The organism is Clostridium sp. USBA 49 (assembly GCF_900167505.1).
In the GTDB taxonomy this organism is placed as follows: domain Bacteria; phylum Bacillota; class Clostridia; order Clostridiales; family Clostridiaceae; genus Clostridium_AT; species Clostridium_AT prolinivorans.
Genome location: NZ_FUYD01000015.1, coordinates 1 through 21,227, shown reverse-complemented (window position 1 = coordinate 21,227; position 21,227 = coordinate 1). Strand labels below are relative to the sequence as shown.

Annotated in this window: 14 protein-coding genes, 1 tRNA gene and 1 rRNA gene; 13 read left to right on the top strand and 3 right to left on the bottom strand. The window is 27.2% G+C overall.

Features of this window, described 5'->3' with window-relative positions:
• Position 1: 1 nt before the first annotated feature.
• The 9 genes from B5D11_RS11125 to polC all read left to right on the top strand — a co-directional run bounded on the left by B5D11_RS11125 (position 2) and on the right by polC (position 13,239).
• Positions 2-1,036, top strand: coding sequence for a DUF5305 family protein (locus B5D11_RS11125; RefSeq protein WP_078683113.1), 1,035 nt, complete (start codon positions 2-4; stop codon positions 1,034-1,036).
• 207 nt (positions 1,037-1,243) lie between these two features.
• The gene (locus B5D11_RS11120) at positions 1,244-1,561 is read left to right on the top strand and encodes a MazG-like family protein (protein ID WP_078683112.1); all 318 of its coding nucleotides are present in this window, start codon (positions 1,244-1,246) and stop codon (positions 1,559-1,561) included.
• A gap of 9 nt (positions 1,562-1,570) precedes the next feature.
• Entirely contained in the window at positions 1,571-2,572 is a 1,002-nt protein-coding gene (locus B5D11_RS11115) for a YybS family protein (protein ID WP_078683111.1), read from the top strand.
• A 112-nt stretch (positions 2,573-2,684) separates the two neighbouring features.
• Positions 2,685-4,676 carry a DHH family phosphoesterase gene (locus B5D11_RS11110; protein ID WP_078683110.1) on the top strand — a complete coding sequence of 664 codons (1,992 nt, stop codon included), beginning with the start codon at positions 2,685-2,687 and terminating at the stop codon, positions 4,674-4,676.
• Positions 4,676-5,122 (top strand): 50S ribosomal protein L9, encoded by a 447-nt coding sequence (gene rplI / locus B5D11_RS11105; protein WP_078683109.1) that lies wholly within the window; start codon positions 4,676-4,678, stop codon positions 5,120-5,122. Before B5D11_RS11110 ends, rplI begins: the two co-directional genes overlap by 1 nt.
• 59 nt (positions 5,123-5,181) lie before the next feature.
• Complete coding sequence (gene lonC / locus B5D11_RS11100; protein ID WP_078683108.1) at positions 5,182-7,074, top strand: Lon family ATP-dependent protease; 1,893 nt, start codon at positions 5,182-5,184, stop codon at positions 7,072-7,074.
• A 27-nt stretch (positions 7,075-7,101) separates the two neighbouring features.
• Positions 7,102-8,433 carry a replicative DNA helicase gene (locus B5D11_RS11095; protein WP_078683107.1) on the top strand — a complete coding sequence of 444 codons (1,332 nt, stop codon included), beginning with the start codon at positions 7,102-7,104 and terminating at the stop codon, positions 8,431-8,433.
• A 207-nt stretch (positions 8,434-8,640) separates the two neighbouring features.
• Positions 8,641-8,716: transfer RNA gene (locus B5D11_RS11090), tRNA-Thr, on the top strand.
• A 170-nt stretch (positions 8,717-8,886) separates the two neighbouring features.
• Entirely contained in the window at positions 8,887-13,239 is a 4,353-nt protein-coding gene (polC, locus tag B5D11_RS11085) for a DNA polymerase III subunit alpha (RefSeq protein WP_078683106.1), read from the top strand.
• Positions 13,240-13,354: 115 nt separating this feature from the next.
• Here polC and asnB read toward each other — a convergent pair whose 3' ends face one another.
• On the bottom strand, positions 13,355-15,190 hold the full coding sequence (gene asnB, locus B5D11_RS11080; protein WP_078683105.1) for an asparagine synthase (glutamine-hydrolyzing): 1,836 nt from the start codon (positions 15,188-15,190) through the stop codon (positions 13,355-13,357).
• Between the two features lie 115 nt (positions 15,191-15,305).
• Positions 15,306-15,932, bottom strand: a complete 627-nt coding sequence (locus tag B5D11_RS11075) for a uracil-DNA glycosylase (protein WP_127837065.1) — start codon at positions 15,930-15,932, stop codon at positions 15,306-15,308.
• 96 nt (positions 15,933-16,028) lie between these two features.
• Between B5D11_RS11075 and B5D11_RS11070 the strand changes: the two genes are divergently transcribed.
• Entirely contained in the window at positions 16,029-16,895 is an 867-nt protein-coding gene (locus B5D11_RS11070) for a DegV family protein (protein ID WP_078683103.1), read from the top strand.
• 222 nt (positions 16,896-17,117) lie between these two features.
• Here B5D11_RS11070 and cls read toward each other — a convergent pair whose 3' ends face one another.
• The gene (cls, locus tag B5D11_RS11065; protein WP_078683102.1) at positions 17,118-18,554 is read right to left on the bottom strand and encodes a cardiolipin synthase; all 1,437 of its coding nucleotides are present in this window, start codon (positions 18,552-18,554) and stop codon (positions 17,118-17,120) included.
• A gap of 182 nt (positions 18,555-18,736) precedes the next feature.
• Between cls and B5D11_RS11060 the strand changes: the two genes are divergently transcribed.
• From B5D11_RS11060 to B5D11_RS11050, 3 genes are all read left to right on the top strand, one after another.
• Complete coding sequence (locus B5D11_RS11060; RefSeq protein ID WP_078683101.1) at positions 18,737-20,023, top strand: helix-turn-helix domain-containing protein; 1,287 nt, start codon at positions 18,737-18,739, stop codon at positions 20,021-20,023.
• Positions 20,024-20,035: 12 nt separating this feature from the next.
• A complete protein-coding gene (locus tag B5D11_RS11055) occupies positions 20,036-20,749 on the top strand; it encodes a Crp/Fnr family transcriptional regulator (protein ID WP_078683100.1) in 714 nt (237 codons plus the stop codon).
• Between the two features lie 361 nt (positions 20,750-21,110).
• A 16S ribosomal RNA gene (locus B5D11_RS11050) occupies positions 21,111-21,227 on the top strand; the annotation flags it as partial.

The following is a 21,227-nucleotide window of genomic DNA, read 5'->3' as shown; positions in this document are numbered from 1 at the left end:
TATGAATAAAGTTAATTTAGATAAAAATAATAGAAAAATATTGTTATTTACTTGTGTTTTTGTTTTTATGTTTGGATTTTTATTTTTATTAAAAACTTTGATTAGTGGTAAATATGAAAATAAAAAAGAAGAAGTGTTATCTTACAATAATAAAGCCTTAATAAATTACAAAGTTAATCTTCTCCCCAATTCTATATATGAAGAAAAAAGTCTTGGAGAGGGGAAAATATATATAACAGATTATGTAGATAGTATAGATACATTACTTAATTATAAATTTAATTGCAAAGATAATATAGAAAAAATATCTGTAGATTACGAAGTAAATGCAGTTATAGAAGGATTTATTGGAAATAAAAAAGATAGTAAAGAGATTTGGAGTAAAAAGTTTAATTTGCAGCCTAAAACAGAGTTAGTACTAAATAAAAATGAATTTCAAAAGGATATATTAATTGATATAAAAAATTATAATTCTATAGTTCGGGATATGGTAAAAAAGGTGAATACTAATTTTAGTAATAAACTTATAGTTACATGGAATATTAATGTTAAAGGGAAAAGCAGCAAAGGAGAATTTTTTGAAAAATTATCTCCAACTATGGAAATACCTCTTGGAGAAAGTTATTTTGAGGTTAAAGGAGATCTTCTTCAAGATAAGAATGGAAGTATAGATAATGTAAAAAAAGTAATATCAGATAGATATATTACAGGTATTATTATTTCTAGTTTTACTATGGTAATTTCTATAATTGCTTTTTTCTATATTTTTTTATTTACATTAGAAAATGATAATAAAGAAATATCTATAAGAAAAATAAATAAAATACTTAAAAATTATGAAGATATGTTAGTGGCACTTAAAGATGAACCTTTGGAAGGAAATGAAATTATTATAAAAGTTTTAGATATGAATGGTTTAATAAAAATAGCAGATGATTTAGATAAGCCTATTTTTTACAAATATTTCATAAATATAAATGAGATAAAATATTTTTGTGTAATAGATAATAAAAAAGCTTATGTTTATCAGATTTAACAAACGGTAGGAAATTTTTCCTGCCGTTTGTTAAATAAATTAAAATATATTGAGTATATTTGCTTTTAATTAAATGGTTGCATAAAAGTCTAAAAATAACTAAAATAGATATATGGGTATAATAGTTTTATAAATTTTATTATATTGGAATTTTTATAATGTGTAAACATTTTTTTATATAGATAAAAGGAAGCCGGGGGTATAAACATGAAAAAAGATGATTTTAATATAATGTCTAATATAAAAATAATAGAGCAGCTTAAGGCAGAACTTATTTGCATAATTGGAGATTTTTTTAAGCTTTTAACAAAGGGAAGCAATGTAGCACATGATGCTATATTAGATTGTATTTCTGGAGCAATAATAGTATTATATATACTTGCAGAAAGATTAGGATATTCTTTTACAGCTGTAGATGAAAGTATGAAGAAAAAACTTAAATTGGGAATAGTTGAAGAAGATAATATAGAAAAACAGGGTAAAGATTTAAGCAGACTTTATACACATATAAAAGAAAGAAATTAGGAGATAGATATGGAAAACAAAAAATATAATACTAAATCATTAGTTGAATCAGGATTAATTTCAGCTATAATTATAATACTTATGCTTATTACAGCTTATGTACCTTTTGTTAGTTTTGTAGGTACCATACTTTTACCTATACCTGTTGCAGTTTTATATATGAGGCACGATATAAAGGCAGCTTTAATTTCTATAGTAGTAAGCACAATAATTACAGCTATGTTTTTTAATCCAATACAGGCACTTATTTCTTCAGTTTCATTTTCTATTATAGGAATTACTTTAGGATATTTATTTAAAAAAGATAAAAATTCTACTACTATAATAGCTTATATGACTGCAGCATCTCTTTTAGTAACTATTATAACTACAATTTTAACTATAGTTTTAATTCAAAAGATGAGTTTTACTGAATTTTTTATTAAAACTGCTAATGAATTAAAAGAAACTATTAATTTATCTATAGATATGCTTAAAAAAACTTATGAAAGTATGGGCATAACTCAAGAGCAGCTTAATCAAGTTGAGATGATTTTTAATAATATAACTCCAGAATTTTTAATGGATACATTAGGTGGAGGAATTATATTTTTATCTTTCATTTCAGGTATGTTAAATTATTCTGTTGCTAAAATTGTTTTACAAAAGCTTGGATATAAAATTAAAAAAATGGTTGCATTTACTCAAATATATATTAACAGCTGGGGAGGGCTTATACTTACTATTCCAGTTATAGTAGGAATGATATTACAAAAGTTAGGTGTATCTTTTGGAAGACCTATATTTACTTCAGGTTTATATTTACTTTATTATGTTTTTCTTATGATAGGTATTTCTGTAGCTGTATATTTCCTGAGAAATAGATTTAATTTAAAAAAAGGTATTGTAATATTTTTAATTATTATTACAGCCTTAAATCCTACTTTTTCAATAATATATATTGGCCTCGGTTTTATTGATATGCTAGTAGATTTTAGGCATTTAAACCCAGAAAAAATCCTAAAAAAGTAATTAAATAGATTTTAAATGGGATGCTATAAATTTTATTTATTGTTAAGTTAACTCAAAATCAATATCTATATTTTGTAGCAGCCCCTTAAGTGAAATCATCCAGGAGGCAATAATGGATAATAAATATAATTATTTTAATTCTAATAATAGAATTTATATGATTTTAATAGCTTTATCTATAGTAATAATGTTTGCATATGAACATTTTTTTATAGGTATTGCTGCTTTGGGTGTATATGGGGTACTTTTAATTTATAATATAAAAAAGTCAAAGCTTAAAAAGGGAGAATGGCAGAAATTTATTGAGGATTTTTCTTCTCAATTAGATATAGCCACAAGAAGTACATTAATTAAACTGCCTTTTCCTCTTATAATGGTAGATAAAAATGGAAAAGTTGTTTGGTATAATCAAAGTGCCTCTTTTATGCTTGAAGGGGAAACTATGCTTGGAAGGAATATAGTAGATTTAGTAAGTGATTTTAATATTAAACAGATTTTAGATGGTGAAAAAAATGAATTTAAAAATATAAGTTTAAAAAATAAATATTATAATATGCATTCAACAATTATAAATACTTCTGAAAATAACAGCAAAGAAGACGATATTGTTCTTTTATATTTTTATGATGTTACAGAAAAAGTAAATATTCAAAAAAGTATACAAGATAATAAAATTTCAGTTTTAATTATAGAAGTTGATAATTTAGATGAAGTTATTAAATCTACAGAAGAAGATAAAAGACCACTTCTTGCAGCAGAAATTGAAAGAACTTTAAATAATTATGGACAGAGTTTAAATTCTGTATTTAAGAAATACTCTAATAATCAATATATATTTGTAACACAAGATAAGTTTGTTAAAGAAGAAATGGAGAAAAAATTTGATATACTAGATAATATAAGAGAGATAAATCAAGGTAATAGCTTTACTGTAACTTTAAGTATAGGAGTAGGAAGAGGAGGAGAAACACCTCTTGAAAATTATAATTTTGCACAATCTGCAATAGAGCTTGCTCTTGGCAGAGGAGGGGACCAGGTTGTAGTTAAAAATGGAGAAAAGCTTTCTTTCTATGGAGGGAAAACAAAGGAAGTTGAAAAAAGAACTAAAGTTAGGGCGAGAGTAATAGCTCATGCTTTATTAGATCTTATAAATGGAAGCAGTAATGTTTTTGTTATGGGACATAAAAATCCTGATACAGATTGTTTTGGAGCTGCTATAGGAATAAATAGTGTAGTAAGACTTTTAGGAAAGCAGTGTTCTATAATACTTGAAGGAAAAGGGAATGCAGTTAAAGGAATTCTTGAAAAGTTTGAAAAAGATCCAGATTATAGTAATACTTTTATAAATATAGAAAATGCTAAACAAAATTTAGATGAAAATAGTTTGCTTATAATTGTAGATGTTCATAATAAAGGATATGTTCAAAATGATAGTTTTGCAAAAGAATTTAAAAAAATAGTTATTATAGATCATCATAGAAGACTTGCAGATATTATTGAGGGGGCTATTCTTACCTATATAGAAACTTATGCTTCTTCAACTTCTGAGCTTATTACAGAAATGCTCCCTTATATGATTCCTAATTCTAAAATAAAACCAATTGAAGCAGAAGCCTTACTTGCAGGAATATGTGTAGATACAAAGAATTTTTATTTTAAAACTGGAGTAAGAACTTTTGAAGCTGCAGGATTTTTAAGAAAATTGGGAGCAGATACTATAGATATTAAAAAAATGTTTATGGAAAATTTGGATACTTATATCAAAAAATCTGAAATTATTAAGTCTGCAGAGGTAAAAGATGGCATAGCTATAGCCAAATGTCCTCCAGATATAGAAGATACTGTACTTGCTGCACAAGCAGCTGATGAATTGCTAAATATTACAGGTATTCAAGCCTCATTTGTTTTTGTTAAAATAGATGATGAAGTATTTATAAGTGGCAGATCCTTAAGTGATATCAATGTACAGGTAATTCTGGAAGCTTTAGGCGGAGGAGGACATATGAATATAGCTGGCGCTAAGCTTAAAGGTGTATCTTTAGATGATGCAATTTTAAAGCTTAAAGATGAAATTGATAAATACTTAAGGGAAGGTGATGTTTAATGAAAGTTATATTATTAAGTGATGTTAAAGGAGTAGGAAAGAAAGGTGATGTTATAAACGCTGCTGATGGGTATGCAAGAAATTATCTTTTTCCTAGAAAACTTGCACAAGAAGCTACAGCTGCTAATATGAATATTTTAAATCAAAAGAAGGAATCAGAAAGAAGAAAAAAACTTGCTGAAACAGAGGCAGCACAAAAACTTGCTGATACTCTTAAAGGAAAAGAAGTTAAAATAACAGCTAAATCAGGAGAAAATGGAAGATTATTTGGTTCTATAACAAGTAAAGATATTGCAGAAGCTTTAAATTCTCAATATAAGTTAGATATAGATAAAAAGAAGATAGTTGTAGAAACTATAAGAAGTCTTGGAGTATATGAAGCTGAAATAAAGCTTTATCCGGAGATATCTACTAAAATTAAGGTTGTTGTATCTGAGCAAAAATAAAACTAAATTGTATAAGAAACTAGTTTTATTTATGTCTTAATTTTTAAGGGGGAAATCCAGTGAAATCACAATTTACAATTGATACTAGTTTCAATGATGAAAATACACAAAATATAACTATTGAATCTCAAGTTGATGTTTTGTTTCAAATTATAAAAAATATACTAAATGAAGGAGTAATACAAGCTAGAATTACTAAGTATAAGCTTCAAAAATATATTCATAGTGGAGATGTATACAAAAGAATTTATGCTTTAAATAAAATAATTAGTGATGGAAAAGGTATAGACACTGTTCCAAATGAAAATAATTTACACGAAGCACTTAAAGATACAAATAAATGGATTGGTGAGGCTGTTGCAAAAAGACATGTCCAAAGCGAAATAGAAAAAGAAGTAGAAAAAGCTTTATTAGAAAAGCAGGATAAGTATATAGATGAGGTTAGGTTAAGTATAATTAAAAAACAAAAAGGTCCTGAAAATGCAAAGACATTAAAAAAATATGCAGACCTTGAAGTTTTAGATAGCAAAAAACTTACAAAGAATATTCAATCTCTTTTAAGACCAGATTCTTTTGATGAAATTATAGGACAAGAAAGGGCTATTAAATCTCTTTTATCAAAAATATCTTCCCCTTATCCACAGCATATTATTTTATATGGACCTCCAGGAGTTGGAAAGACTACTGCAGCAAGACTTGCTCTTGAAGAGATAAAAAAGCTTAAACATACTCCTTTTAAAGAAGATGCTAAATTTATAGAAGTAGATGGAACAACTTTAAGGTGGGATCCTAGAGAAATAACAAATCCTCTTTTAGGTTCTGTGCATGATCCTATTTATCAAGGTTCAAAAAGAGATTTAGCAGAAATAGGTGTACCAGAGCCTAAATTAGGACTTGTTACAGAAGCCCATGGAGGAGTTTTATTTATAGATGAAATAGGAGAGCTTGATGAAATACTTCAAAATAAGCTTTTAAAGGTATTAGAAGATAAGAGGGTTGAGTTTTCATCTTCTTACTATGACCCAGATGATGAAAATACTCCTAGATATGTAAAATACTTATTTGAAAATGGTGCTCCAGCAGATTTTGTACTTATTGGGGCAACCACAAGAGATCCAAGTGAGATTAATCCAGCTTTACGTTCAAGATGTACTGAAGTTTATTTTGAACCTTTATCTTCAAAAGATATTGAAAAAATAGTAGAAAATGCAGCTAAAAAGCTTTCAATAGAGCTTGAAGATGGTGTATCTAAAATGATAAGTATGTACACTATAGAAGGAAGAAAAGCTGTAAATATATTAGCTGATGCGTATGGTTATGTTTTATACAATAAAGGAAATACTGAAAATATAAAAATAGGTATAAAAGATTTAGAAGAAATTATATCTATATCTAGACTTACACCTTATGAAGAATTAACTTCTTTAGATGGAAAAGAAGTAGGTCATGTATACGGATTAGGGGTAAGTGGTTATATAGGATCTACCATAGAGATAGAAGTAGCTGTTTTTAAAGCAAAAGACATTGGTAATGGTCAGGTTCGCTTTAATGATACTGCAGGAAGCATGGCGAAAGATTCTGTATTTAATGCTGCATCTGTTATAAGAAAGTTAACAGATAAAGATATTAAAGATTATGATATACATGTAAATGTAGTAGGCGGAGGAAATATAGATGGTCCTTCTGCAGGAGCTGCTATAACCATTTGTATTATAAGTGCTCTTTTAAATAAGCCTTTAAGACAAGATGTTGCAATTACTGGAGAAATATCTTTAAGAGGTAAAATTAAGCCTGTTGGAGGAATTTTTGAGAAAATTTATGGTGCAAGAAGAAAAGGAATTAAGCTTGTTATTGTACCAAAGGATAATTTAAAAGAAGTTCCATTTGGACTTACAGATATAGAGGTAAAGGCTGTAGATTCAATAGAAGAATTAATGGATTTAATGTTTTAAATATATAGGAACTAAGGAGGTAAATATATGGAGACACCTCTTAGAAGTCTTCCTCACAATATTGAAGCTGAACAGTGGGTTTTAGGTTCTATGCTAAAAGAAAAAACTTCCATAGCGCAAGCTGTGGAAGTTTTAAAAAGTGAGGATTTTTATAGAGACGCACATAAGATATTGTTTGACACAATGATTGAGCTTTTTCAAAAGGATATTCCAGTAGATATGGTAACTTTAGCCAATGAGCTCACTGCAAAACAAAAGCTTGAGGCAGTTGGAGGAATTACTTACATAACGGAGGTTTATTCTACAGCTATATCAACAGCCAATGTAGCCTCATATATAAAAATAGTTTATGATAAGTCTATCCTTAGAAAGCTTATAAGAGCGTCAAATGAAATAATTGAAAATAGTTATAACAAGCAGGACAATGTAGAAGGAGTTTTAGATTCTGCAGAGCAAAAAATATTTAATATAGCAGATAAAAGAAATATAGCAGATTTTGAGCCTATGCATGTTGTTTTAGAAAGAGGTTTTTTAGAGATAGAGAGACTTTATAATAATAAGGGAGAGATAACAGGAATCCCTTCTGGATTTAAAGATCTTGATGCAAAAACATCAGGATTTCAAAAGGGAGATATGGTTCTTATTGCTGCAAGACCTTCTATGGGTAAAACAACTTTTGCTCTTAATTTAGCTCAGTATGCTGCTTTAAGAGCAGGAAAAAGTGTGGCAATATTTTCTCTTGAAATGTCAAAAGAACAGCTTGCATATAAGCTTCTTTGTGCAGAAGCAAATGTAGATATGCTAAAACTTAGAACAGGTAATCTAGATGACAGAGATTGGGAAAATATAGCTAAAGCTTCAGGACCTTTAGCAGCAGCTAAGATATTTATAGATGATACTGCTGGCATTTCTGTTATGGAAATGCGTTCAAAATGCAGAAGATTAAAACTTGAGCATGGTATAGATATGATACTTATAGATTATCTTCAGCTTATGAGTGGTAGTAATTCAGAAAGCAGGCAGCAGGAAGTTTCAGAAATTTCAAGATCTATAAAAGCTTTAGCAAAGGAAATGCAGTGTCCAGTAATAGCACTTTCACAGCTTTCTCGTGCTCCAGAGCAAAGAGCAGATCACAGACCAATGCTTTCAGATCTTAGAGAATCAGGTTCTATAGAGCAGGATGCTGACCTTGTTATGTTTCTTTATAGAGATGAATATTATAATAAAGAAACAGAGGAAAAAAATGTAGCAGAATGTATAATAGCAAAGCAGAGAAATGGTCCAACTGGAACTGTTAAGCTTGCTTGGCTTGGTCAATACAGTAAATTTGGAAATCTTGATGTAGTTCATGAGATATAAATTAATTTTAATAAAGGGCTGCTTTAAATATATTAAAGGAATCTAAATAATTATAAATATTATTTTTCAAAGCAGCTCTTTATATTAAAATGCTTTCTATATATTTAAAATTTAATAAATTTTAATTTAAAGCTATTTTTAACAATTTAAATATTGTTGATTATTTTTATAATAGGTAGTAAAATTGTATTGTGAAAAATTTAATATGCTTCTGTAGCTCAGATGGTAGAGCAACTGATTCGTAATCAGTAGGTCGTGGGTTCAAGTCCCATCGGAAGCTCCAGTGAAAAATTAAGAGATTGAGTACTCAATCTCTTTTTTAATATTAAAAATATAATTATTTAAAGTATTTATTTTATAAATTTATATTTATTTTTTTACATGACAAAGTATAACCTATCTTATATAATAATAACATGCTAAAAATTTTTGGGAGAAGGTTAAAGAATAAGAATGAAAAGAATAAATGAAATTTTTAGTGATTATAATATGAGCGGAAATATATCTGCTGCTCTTGTAGAAGCAGTAGTATTAAAGAAAAAAACTAAATGTTTAGAGCTAAAAATAAGTTCAGATAAATATATTGGAGTAAGAGAATTTGAATATTTTAATAAATTTATAAAAGAAAGATTTGCTTTAGAAGATTCTGAAATATCTGTAAAATATACCGATGGAACTGATAAAAAACCTCTAGAGGAAGAACTTAAAAATATTTTATCATTTATTTCAAATAAATATCCTGCATTAAAAGCAGTATTAACTAATAGTGAGTATGAGATAAATAATAATACTATAAATTTTAACTTTAAAATTGCGGTGTCTAATTTTTTAAAATCTATGAAGTATGATAAAAAAATTAAAGAAATTATAAAGAATTTGTATGGAACAGAGTATAAAATAAATTTTATTGATAAAATAAGCAACGAAGAATTATTAAAAATGGAAGAAATAAAAAGAGCAAATGAGATGATGATTATTCAAAAAGAAATTAAATCATCAAACAATAATGTTATTAAATTATCTGAAAAAACTGCAGAGATAAAGAATGAATCAAAAATAGAAGAGAATATAAAAAGAGGAGATTCGTCTTTAATATTAGGAAGAAGTGCAAACATTAAAGAACCTATAATAAAAATTACAGATATTACACCAGATGAAGGAAGGATAGCTATAGAAGGTGAAATATCAAATATAGAAACAAAAGAATTAAAAAGCGGGAAGACATTGGTTTCTTTTGATTTATATGATGGTTCAAGTTCTATGACATGTAAGGCTTTTTTAAAGCCTGGTGAAGAAGATGAGGTACTATCAAGACTTAAAAAAGCTAAAGGTGTTAGACTTTGCGGGAATTCAGGGTATAGTAAGTTTTCAGGAGAAATAGAACTTATTGCTAATACTATAGTAGAAACAGAAGGAATTAAAAGAATTAAAAGAATGGATAATGCAGAAATTAAGAGAGTAGAGCTTCATATGCATACCCAAATGAGCCAAATGGATGCTATGACTAGTGCTACTGATTTAATTAAAAGAGCTATGAGTTGGGGTATGAAGTCTATTGCTATAACAGATCATGGAGTTGTTCAGGCTTTCCCAGAAGCACATAAATTATTAGGAAGAGATAATCCTGATATGAAGGTTATATATGGAGTGGAAGCATATTTAGCGCCAGATAAAAAGCCATCTGTAACAAACTCAAAAGGTCAAAGTATTGACACAACTTACTGTGTATTGGATTTAGAGACTACTGGATTTTCACCTGTAACTGAAAAAATTACTGAAATAGGAATTATGAAGTTAAAAGATGGAAAAGTAATAGATAAATTCAGCTGCTTTGTAAATCCTGAGAAACCTATTCCTCAAAGGGTTGTAGAAGTTACTAATATAACTTATGACATGGTAAAAGATGCAGAAACTATAGATAAGGTATTTCCAAAAATATTGGATTTTATTAATGGAAGTGTTTTAGTAGCTCATAATGCTGAATTTGATATTGGATTTCTAAAACATAATGCAAAAGAGTTAGGATATGATTTTGATTTTACATATATAGATACATTATCTTTAGCAAAGGAAGTTTTTCCTGACTTTAAAACTTATAAATTAGGTAAAATTGCTAAAAATCTTGGTATAAAAGTTGAAGTTGCTCACAGAGCATTAGATGATGTAGATACTACAGTTAAAGTGTTTGATATAATGCTTAAAAAGCTCAAAGAAAAAGGAGTAAAAACTCTTGATGATATAGATACATATGGTTATGACGATGAAGCTAAAAAAGAAGAATATAAAAAATTAAAAACATATCATGCTATAATATTAGCAAAAAATTATGTGGGTTTAAAAAATTTATATAAGCTTGTGTCTTATTCTCATTTAGATTATTTTTACAAAAAACCTCGTATATTAAAAAGTTTGTATAAAAAATATTCAGAAGGATTAATTCTTGGAAGTGCCTGCAGTGAAGGGGAATTGTATCAGGCAATACTTCTTGGGAAATCTGATGAAGAAATTGAAGCTATTGCACATGATTATGATTACTTAGAAATTCAACCTATAGGTAATAATGATTATTTAGTAAGGACAGAGCAGGTACCTGATAGAGAATATTTAAAAGAAATTAATAAAAAAATTGTGGCACTTGGAGAAAAATTAAATAAACCTGTAGTTGCAACTTGTGATGTTCATTTTATGGATCCTGAAGATGAGATATATAGGCGTATACTAGAAGCAGGACAGGGATTTAAAGATGCAGATAATCAAGCTCCTTTATATTTAAGAACTACAGAGGAAATGCTTGAGGAGTTTTCTTATTTAGGGGAAGAAAAGGCATATGAAGTTGTTGTTACAAACACAAATAAGATAGCGGATATGTGTGAGAAGATAAGTCCTATTTCTCCAGAGAAATGTCCTCCTCATATTGAAGGTTGCGAACAAACAATTAAAGATATTGCTTATAAAAAAGCTCATGAACTTTATGGAGATCCTCTGCCTGATATTGTTCAGCAAAGACTTGATAAAGAGCTTGACTCTATTATAAAAAATGGTTTTTCAGTAATGTATATAATAGCCCAAAAATTAGTGTGGAAATCAAATGAAGATGGCTATTTAGTAGGTTCTAGAGGTTCTGTCGGTTCTTCTGTTGTAGCATATATGACAGGTATAACTGAGGTTAATGCTCTGCCGCCGCATTATAGGTGTCCTAAGTGTAAATATTCGGATTTTACTGATTATGGTTTTAAGATTGGATTTGACTTACCAGATAAGACTTGTCCTGTTTGTGGAGAGGTGCTTACTAAAGACGGTATAGATATTCCTTTTGAAACATTTTTAGGTTTTAATGGAGATAAGGAACCTGATATAGACTTAAATTTTTCTGGAGAATATCAAGCTAAAGCACATAAGTATACAGAAGTTATATTTGGGAAAGGTACAACATTTAAAGCAGGAACTATAGGAACTATAGCAGAAAAAACAGCTTTTGGATATGTAAAAAAGTATTTTGAAGAAAGGAATATACATGTTAATAAAGCAGAAATTACAAGAATTGCAAAGGGATGCACAGGTATAAAAAGGACCACAGGACAGCATCCAGGTGGAATTATAGTAGTTCCTAAAGGACGTGAAATATTTGAGTTTTGTCCAGTACAGCATCCTGCTGATGATCCTAATTCTGATATTATAACAACGCATTTTGATTATCACTCAATTGACCAAAATTTATTAAAACTTGATATATTAGGTCATGATGATCCTACAGTTATAAAAATGCTTCAAGATATAACAGGTGTTGATCCTAAAGATATACCTATGGATGATAAGGAAACAATGTCTATATTTTCATCTACGGAAGCGTTAGGAGTAACACCTGAGCAAATAAATTCTAAAGTAGGTACTTTTGGTATCCCTGAATTTGGCACTAAATTTGTAAGAGGAATGCTTTTAGATACGATGCCAAAAACTTTTTCGGATTTAATATGTATATCAGGACTTTCTCATGGTACTGATGTATGGCTTGGTAATGCTAAAGATTTAATAGATTCAGGAACAGTAACTTTAAGTGAAGCGGTATGTACTAGAGATGATATTATGATTTATCTTATTAAAAAGGGATTGCCGCCAAACACTGCTTTTAAAATAATGGAAACAGTGCGTAAGGGTAAGGCTTTAAAGGATCCTAAATGGCCAGAATATGAAGCTTTAATGAAGGAACATGATGTGCCTCAATGGTATATAGATTCTTGCAGAAAGATAAAATATATGTTTCCTAAAGCTCATGCAGCAGCTTATGTAATGATGGCATTTAGAATAGCTTGGTTTAAGGTGCACATACCAAAAGCTTATTATGCAGCTTATTTTTCTATAAGAGCAAAGGCTTTTGATGCAGAATTTATGATATTTGGTAAAGAAAAAGTTAAAGAAAAAATGAAAGAAATAGAAATGATGGGCAATCAAGCATCACCTAAAGATAAAGATATGTATGATGATTTAGAATTAGTTTTAGAAATGTATGAAAGAGGTATTAAATTTTTGCCAATTGATTTATATAAATCCCATGCTACAAAATTTTTAGTTGAAGATGAAGGGTTAAGACCTCCTATAAATAGTATATCTGGTATGGGGAATGTTGCAGCAGAAAGTATATATAATACAATTGAGCAATCAATTAAAGAAGAAAAACCTATAAATTCAATAGAAGATTTGAAAAAACGTGCTAAAATAGGAAATTCTGCAATAGATCTACTTAAAAAATTTGGCTGTTTAAAACATCTTCCAGAAAGTAATCAATTAAGTTTTTTTGATATGATTTAATAATTATTTATATTAAATACATTTATAAAAGGGCTGTAGCAAAATTTTAATTAGTTTATCAAAAGCTAATTAAAATTTATCTGCAACAGTCCTTTATTTATAAAATTAAATATTTTTATAGAATTTCAATATGAAATTCACTAAACCATTTATCAACTTGTATAATATAAGCAAGAATTTGAGGAGCTGTCATAAGCTGTCCATACCATGGTGATGTAATTTTTGCAGGATTGTTTATAATATTTTCAATAGTATCCCAATTTAAAATTTGTGATACTATTGAATTTTTATTATTACGTATATTTATTACACTTTCACTAACCAACTTAAAATAAACTGGATTATGAGTTTTAGGATAAGGACTTTTTTTTCGCCATAGAATTTCATCTGGAAGTAATCCTCTCATTGCCTCTCTAACAATACCTTTTTCTCTTCCTTTAAAAGATTTTATTTCCCAAGGAATATTGTATGCATATTCTACAATGCGATGATCACAAAATGGTACTCTCACTTCAAGTCCATTATACATACTCATACGATCTTTTCTGTCTAATAATGTCTGCATAAACCAGTTAATATTAAGCATAAACATTTGTCGCATTCTTTTATTTAAATTACTATCATTTGGTAATACATCAGTTTCATTTATAGTGTCTATATATTTTTGTTTAACATAATATTCTCCATTTTGTAAAAAACCATTTTTTAAAATTCCTTGTCTAATATCTAAAGATCTTGACCATGGAAAAGTATCTTCAAATAATATATCCTTATTGTGATACCATGGATAACCACCAAATATTTCGTCTGCACATTCACCAGAAACGGCTACAGTAAAATCTTTTTTTATTTCTCTGCAAAATAATAACAAAGAAGAATCTATATCTGCCATTCCAGGTAAGTCTCTAGCTATTAAAGCTTCATCTAAATGTTCTGCAAGTTCTGCATTTTCAAGTAAAACTTCATGATGATTTGATTTAATTTCATCTACCATTATTTTAATATAATCTTTATCTGAATTAGGCTGAAAAATATTTTTGGAAAAATATTTTTGATTATCTTTATAATCAACTGAGTAAGTATTAAGGGGTCCTTTGTTATTTTTGGCATATTCATCTGCTGCTAATTTTGATATAATGCTGGAATCAAGGCCTCCTGATAAAAAGCAACATAATGGAACATCTGAAATTAATTGGTTTTTTACAGAATCTATTATTAAAAACCTTACTTTTTCTATAGTATTTTTCACATTATCAGTATGTTCTTTGGCTTTTATATACCAATATTTTTGAATTTTAAGACCATTTTTATCAAAAAATCCATATTCAGCCGGTTTTAATTCATAAATGTTTTTTATAACTCCATTGCCTGATGTTCTTCCAGGACCTAAAAGAAAAATTTCACTTAATCCTTCTTTATCAATTATTGGTTTAATTAATGGATTTGTAAGTAATGTTTTAATTTCAGATGCGAATATAAATCCTTCATTATAATGATAAAAAAATAAAGGTTTAACTCCCATTCTATCTCGAGCAATAAAAAGTTTTTGTTCTTTATTATTCCATATTGCAAAAGCATAAATACCGTTTAATCTTTCAAGGCATAGTTCTCCCCACTCTATAAATGCTGTAAGTAAAACTTCTGTATCGGAATGGCCTTTAAAACTATATCCACAATTTAATAGATCTTTCCTAAGCTCTTCAGTATTGTAAAGTTCACCATTGTATACAAGAGTATATTCTATATTACCATTTTTTATAATCATAGGTTGAATTCCATTTTCAGGATCAATAACAATTAGTCTTCTATGAATAAGACATATATTTTCTTTTAAATAAATACCTCCTGCATCTGGTCCTCGGTTAACTAAGGTATTACTCATATTGTTTATTATATTTTTTCTTTCTTTTAAATTTTTATTAAAATCTATCCATCCTGCTATTCCGCACATAAATAAACCTCCGTTTTCAAAAAAATAAAGGCATCACCGTTTATGTGACGCCTTTGTCAATAGTATTATATGCTAGCATATTAAAAATAGTTCATATAATTTAAAAAAATAAATATTAAAATATTTTATTTTTTTGTGTTTCTAATACTTTTTTTAATTTCACCCAATCTTCATAGTAGGCTTTATTAAATTCTTCTGTTTTGTTATATGTTAAAGCAGAAGGATGATACATAGGAAATATATATCTTTTTAAGTCTTCATTAAAATAAAGATTTCCATGACATTCTCCAATACTTTTAAAAGAAGTGAGCCTTTTTAAAGGTACATTTCCAAGAGTTATTATAATTTTTGGATTTACTAAAGAAATTTCAGCATCTAAAATTTCTTTAAAAAGAGATATTTCCTTAATCTTTGGAGTTCTATTGCTTATAGTTACTTTACCATTTTTACCTTCTTTAATTGTTATAGGTCTGAAAAAGCATGTATTTGTTATTCTTACTTTATTTCTTGTTAAACCTATAATATTTAAATATTTTTCGAAAGTTTTTCCCGCTAAACCTACAAAAGGTTTACCTTGTTCAACTTCTGTTTTACCTGGTGCTTCACCAACAAATAAAATATCACAAGGTACAGGACCATCACCAGTTATATATCCTCCTGTAGGTTCTTCTTTATAATTTTCAGAAATTTCTTTTATTTTATTTTCTATACTTTTTAAATCTTCCATTTCATTCACATCCATAAAAGAGTTTTTTATTATTTTATCATATATTATAATATTTTTTCTAATATATAGTATAATTATGTTAAAAATAAAATTAAAAAAGGGGAATAAAAAATGGAAACAGTATTAATTATAGATTGCTGCTGCGATCTTCCTATAGAATATGTTGAAAAAAATAATGTAGAGCTTCTTAGTCTGACTGTAAATATTAATGGAAAGGAATATAAAGATAATTTAGGGAAAAGCCTTTCTTATAAAGATTTCTACTTAGCAGTTAGAAATGGAGCTATGCCTTCTACATCTCAAATTAATGTTTTTGATTTTGAAAAAGAGTTTAGAAAACATGTATCTTTAGGGAAAGCTATAATATATATTGCATTTTCATCAGCCTTAAGTGGTACATATAATAGTGCTTGTATAGCAAAAGAAAATATTTTAGAAGAATATAAAGATGCAGATATAACAATTATAGACAGTAGATGTGCTTCCCTTGGAGAAGGATTATTAGATTATTATGCTATAGAAATGCTTAAAAATGGTGCTTCTAAAGAAGAAATAGTTAATTGGGTTGAAGAAAATAAACTTAAAGTAAATCACTGGTTTACGGTAGATGATTTAAATCACCTTAAAAGAGGAGGGAGAGTTTCAGAAACTGCAGCTGCTATAGGTACTATTTTAGATATTAAGCCAATTATGCATGTAGATGATGAAGGAAAACTTATTCCTGTTACAAAAGTAAAAGGAAGGAAAAAATCAATAAAAACTTTAGCTGAAGAATTAAACAAAAGAATAATAAATCCAGAAGAACAAATTATATTTATAAGTCATGGAGACTGCATAGAAGATGCTAAATTTTTAGAAAAACTTATATTAGAAAAACATAAAGTTAAAGATGTAATAATTAACAATATAGGACCTATTATAGGAAGTCATGCAGGTCCAGGGACTATAGCAGTATTTTTTATTGGAGAAAAGAGATAAAATAATAAAAGGAATAAAGCTAATTATTTAATTAATAAATATAAAGCTTTGTTCCTTTTTATTAAATATTCATATGTTGCTAAATTAGTGTTTAAAGGGGATTTAAGTGTACTTTATTTTTTTATTAAATATTCATATGTTTTATAGATAATTGTTGTGATGAATTTATAGATAAATTAGATTTTTTTGAAATTGTTTAATAAAATTTATTGATATATTTATTTACAGTAGAGAAGAAAAAACTCTTGCAATGGCTTCAAAAATTTTATTTAATTTAGATGTGCCATCAAAATCTTCTATAGTTACTTCTCTGCTTTTTTCAAGATCTTTAAAAAATTGTTCTTCAAGTTCTAATGTTTTATAATCATCATATATGACAGCGTTTATTTCGTAATTCAATTCATAACTTCTAATATCCATATTTGCAGTTCCAATAGTTGATATTTTTCCGTCGATAGTCATTACTTTTGAATGTATAAAAGAATCACTACTATAAAAGTATATTTTAGCTCCGCATTTAATAAGTTCTGCAAGATAAGTTCTTGAAGCATAATATACTAAAATATGATCATATCTTCCAGGGAACAGTATTTTTATATCTATACCTCCAAGTGCTGCTATTTTTAATGCTTCCATAAGGCTTTCTGGAGGAACAAAATAAGGTGTTATTATATATATATTTTTTTTAGCTATAGATACCATTTTCAATATTCCTTGTAAAATTGCAGGATATTCAGAATCTGGTCCGCTTTTAACAAGCTGCATTATTTGATTTTTAGCTTTTAAAGGTTCAGGAAAATATTTCGAAAGCTCTTCTTTGCTTGCAAAATAATTGCCATATATACGTTTTATAGTAAAATAATCATCAAGAAAAACTCCTTGAAGACCAAGAACAAAATCTCCTTTTACCATTATATGAGTATCTCTCCAGTAACCAAGTTTCCCTTTACCTAAATATTCATCTCCAATGTTTATGCCTCCTATAAAACCAATCTGACCATCTATTACAACAATTTTTCTATGATTTCTATAATTAATTTGAGTATTTATAGCTCTTAAAAGAGGAGCAAGAAAATATGAGTATTGTATTACGTCTACTCCAGCATCTCTAAGTTCTTTTATATCATTCTTTTTCATTTTTATAGATCCAACTCTATCTATAATAAATTTAATATTTACGCCTTCATGTGCTTTTTCAATTAATAGATTTTTTATTTCAGTTCCTATTTTATCACTTTTTACAATATAATATTCAAGATGAATGTGGTGTTTAGCTTTTTTAATTTCATTTTTTAATGCATTAAATTTTTCCTCTCCATCTTTAAAAATTGTTATATCATTATCTATAAAAAGTGGTGAATAGCTATTTTTACCTAAAAGCTCTATAAGAGGGATGTATTCAGGATTTTCTACTTTATTAATTACTCTATATATAAGATCTTTGACATAAGGTGAAAAATCTTCTGTAAGCTTATGTCTTTTCCAATTTCTTCCCAGAAAAATGTAAAAAATAAGACCAAAAGGAGGTAAAAGTACAAAAACTAAAAGCCAAGCAATAGTTTTTTCTGGACGCTTTCTTTCTAATATTATTATTAAAACTGAAATCACAGCATTTAAAATAAATAACCATACTGGTAGACTTATAAAATGAAGTATCATAAATTTTACTCCTCTTTATTATATTTTATAAACAGTTATTAACAATTAATAAATAAAATATACCATAATACTTGCAATTAAATGTTAAATATATGAAAATTAATATATAAATATAATAACATAAAAAGATATAATATTTTAAAAAGTATTATATCTTTTTAATTTTAAGGGGGCAATTTACTATGTTTTTTTTAACTACAGGAGAGAAAATTAAAAATTTAAGAAAAAAATTAGGTATGAGGCAACAAGAATTAGAAGATAAAAATATGAGTAGAGCTTTTATAAGTATGGTCGAAAATGGGAAAAGAGGATTAGGAAAAGAAAATGCAAGATCCATAGCAGAAAAATTAAATAATAAAGCATCTAAATTAGGCTTTAATTTAAATATAAATGAAGAATATCTTTTAAGAACTCCAAAAGAAGATGCAGAATTTTACTGTAGTGAAAAATTAAACAATAATCCTACCATTGATGAAATCGATGTAATATTAAAAATAGCTAATGATTATAATTTAATTAAAATTAAAGCAGAAAGTTATAAGATTTTAGGTGATTATGCTTTTGAAATAAATGATTATAAAAAAGCCCTTATTAAATATATGATTTCAATTGATTTGTATAAAGATATAGGAGATTACAGTTTACTTCCTTATTTATATAATAAAATTGGTTTTTGTAAACTTAATTTATTAGAAAATACAATGAATGATTTATTATACAGAGAGGCTATTTTCTCATTTAAGAGAGCTAATTATTATGCTGAAAATTTAAATGATTTAGAATCTGAAAAATACTCATTATATAATATAGCTAAAATATACAAAATATTAAATGAATGGGAAAAAGCATTAGAGTTTATTGAAAAGTATTCTATTTTATGCTCTAAAAATAATGATAAAAAGGGATGTATTGATGCTGCTATTTTAAAAGCAAGTTGTTATAGCAAAAAAGGGAATAAAGAAAAAGCTATATCTTTATATGAAGAATTAATAAAAAATTTAACAAATGATGAGGAAATTTTATGGGTTGTATATAATAATCTTGGAATAATTTATACACAAGAAAATAACTTTGACAAAGGTAAAGAATTTTTTAATAAAGCTGAAAACATTGTTAAGGGGAAAAATATTAAAAAATTAGCTGAAACTTTTATAGAAAAATCTGTGATTTATATTAAACAAATGTTATATGAAGATGCTTTATATTTTATTAAAGAAGGAATAAAATTATCATTAGAGATTAATTATATGCCTTTGGTAATTAAAGGTTATTATATGCTTATAGATATATATAGTCTACTTAATGATTTTATTAATGTGAGAAATACTTATATTAATCTTTTAAATTTAATAAAAAATAAAGAAGAGTATAAAAATGACATAATAAAAATTTATAGCAATTTAGCTTTATTATATTTAAAACGGAATGATATTGAAATGTGCAAAAAATATTTATCAATTATATCGTAAAAGGAGAATGAGATGAATCAATTAGAAGCATTTGCTTGTGAAAAATGTACTGGGAATTATTGCTCTAGGAAAGCACCTATTTTATCTATACTTGATGATACACAATTAAAAAAAGTTATAGGGAAAATTACAAGAAAAAAATATAAAAAAGGTCAGATATTATTTTTTGAAGGAGATGTTTCTGATAAATTTTATATTATAAACAAAGGTAAAGTAAAAATATTTAAATATACTAAAGAGGGGAAAGAACAAATACTTTATATACTTTCAGAAGGAGATTTCATAGGTTATTTAAGTCTTTTAAAAAAAGGAAAATTTGATTTTAATGCAGAAGCTTTAGATGATGTGAATATGTGTATTTTAACTAAAGATGCATTTGATGATATAGTTAAAAAAAATCCTGAAATAAGTCTTAAAATTTTAGAAAGTCTTCATGATAGAGTTGTATCATTAGAAAATTTAGTTAAAATTTTAAGTACAAAAGATATAGAAGCTAGAATTGCAGATTTGTTAAAAGTTTTTGCACGAGAATTTGGACATGAAGAAGAAGAAGGTATAATTATAGATATGCCTTTAAGTAGAGAGGAAATGGCAAATTATATAGGAGTAACTCGTGAAACTATGAGTAGAAAATTATCAGCAATGGAAGATGAAGGAATACTAGAGCTTATTGGAAATAAAAAAATCATAATAAAAGATTTAAAATCTTTGCAAAAATTGCTTTAAAATTTGATATAATAAATATATGGTATTAATACTATTCCTGGTGTGTCTATAAATGATATTAAGAGATAAAAAAAGAAATAAAGAGAAATTTAAAGATATTTGTTATAAATAGAAAATTTTTATATGCACATAAAAATTTATCATGATATTATATAAAACGTCGCTGAGATAAATCGACAGTTAATCACTTGAAAATATAAGTTTTAAATAAAAAAACTATTGACAAGTAAAAAAATAAGTGATAAACTATAAAAGCTGTCGGATGATGGCGAAATGATTGGTCTTTGAAAATTAAACAGAGAATAAGGTAATAACCAGCAATTCTTTTGATAAATAAAGCATGAGCTTAAAATCAGACTTTTAAATTGAGAGTTTGATCCTGGCTCAGGACGAACGCTGGCGGCGTGCCTAACACATGCAAGTCGAGCGAGAAACTTTTGTTTCTAGCGGCGGACGGGTGAGTAACACGTGGATAACC

Coding starts and splice junctions, on each gene's coding strand:
- B5D11_RS11125 (WP_078683113.1), top strand. CDS start 2: ATGAATAAAGTTAATTTAGATAAAAATAATAGAAAAATATTGTTATTT.
- B5D11_RS11120 (WP_078683112.1), top strand. CDS start 1,244: ATGAAAAAAGATGATTTTAATATAATGTCTAATATAAAAATAATAGAG.
- B5D11_RS11115 (WP_078683111.1), top strand. CDS start 1,571: ATGGAAAACAAAAAATATAATACTAAATCATTAGTTGAATCAGGATTA.
- B5D11_RS11110 (WP_078683110.1), top strand. CDS start 2,685: ATGGATAATAAATATAATTATTTTAATTCTAATAATAGAATTTATATG.
- rplI (WP_078683109.1), top strand. CDS start 4,676: ATGAAAGTTATATTATTAAGTGATGTTAAAGGAGTAGGAAAGAAAGGT.
- B5D11_RS11095 (WP_078683107.1), top strand. CDS start 7,102: ATGGAGACACCTCTTAGAAGTCTTCCTCACAATATTGAAGCTGAACAG.
- polC (WP_078683106.1), top strand. CDS start 8,887: ATGAAAAGAATAAATGAAATTTTTAGTGATTATAATATGAGCGGAAAT.
- asnB (WP_078683105.1), bottom strand. CDS start 15,190: ATGTGCGGAATAGCAGGATGGATAGATTTTAATAAAAATTTAAAAGAA.
- B5D11_RS11075 (WP_127837065.1), bottom strand. CDS start 15,932: ATGGATGTGAATGAAATGGAAGATTTAAAAAGTATAGAAAATAAAATA.
- B5D11_RS11070 (WP_078683103.1), top strand. CDS start 16,029: ATGGAAACAGTATTAATTATAGATTGCTGCTGCGATCTTCCTATAGAA.
- cls (WP_078683102.1), bottom strand. CDS start 18,554: ATGATACTTCATTTTATAAGTCTACCAGTATGGTTATTTATTTTAAAT.
- B5D11_RS11060 (WP_078683101.1), top strand. CDS start 18,737: ATGTTTTTTTTAACTACAGGAGAGAAAATTAAAAATTTAAGAAAAAAA.
- B5D11_RS11055 (WP_078683100.1), top strand. CDS start 20,036: ATGAATCAATTAGAAGCATTTGCTTGTGAAAAATGTACTGGGAATTAT.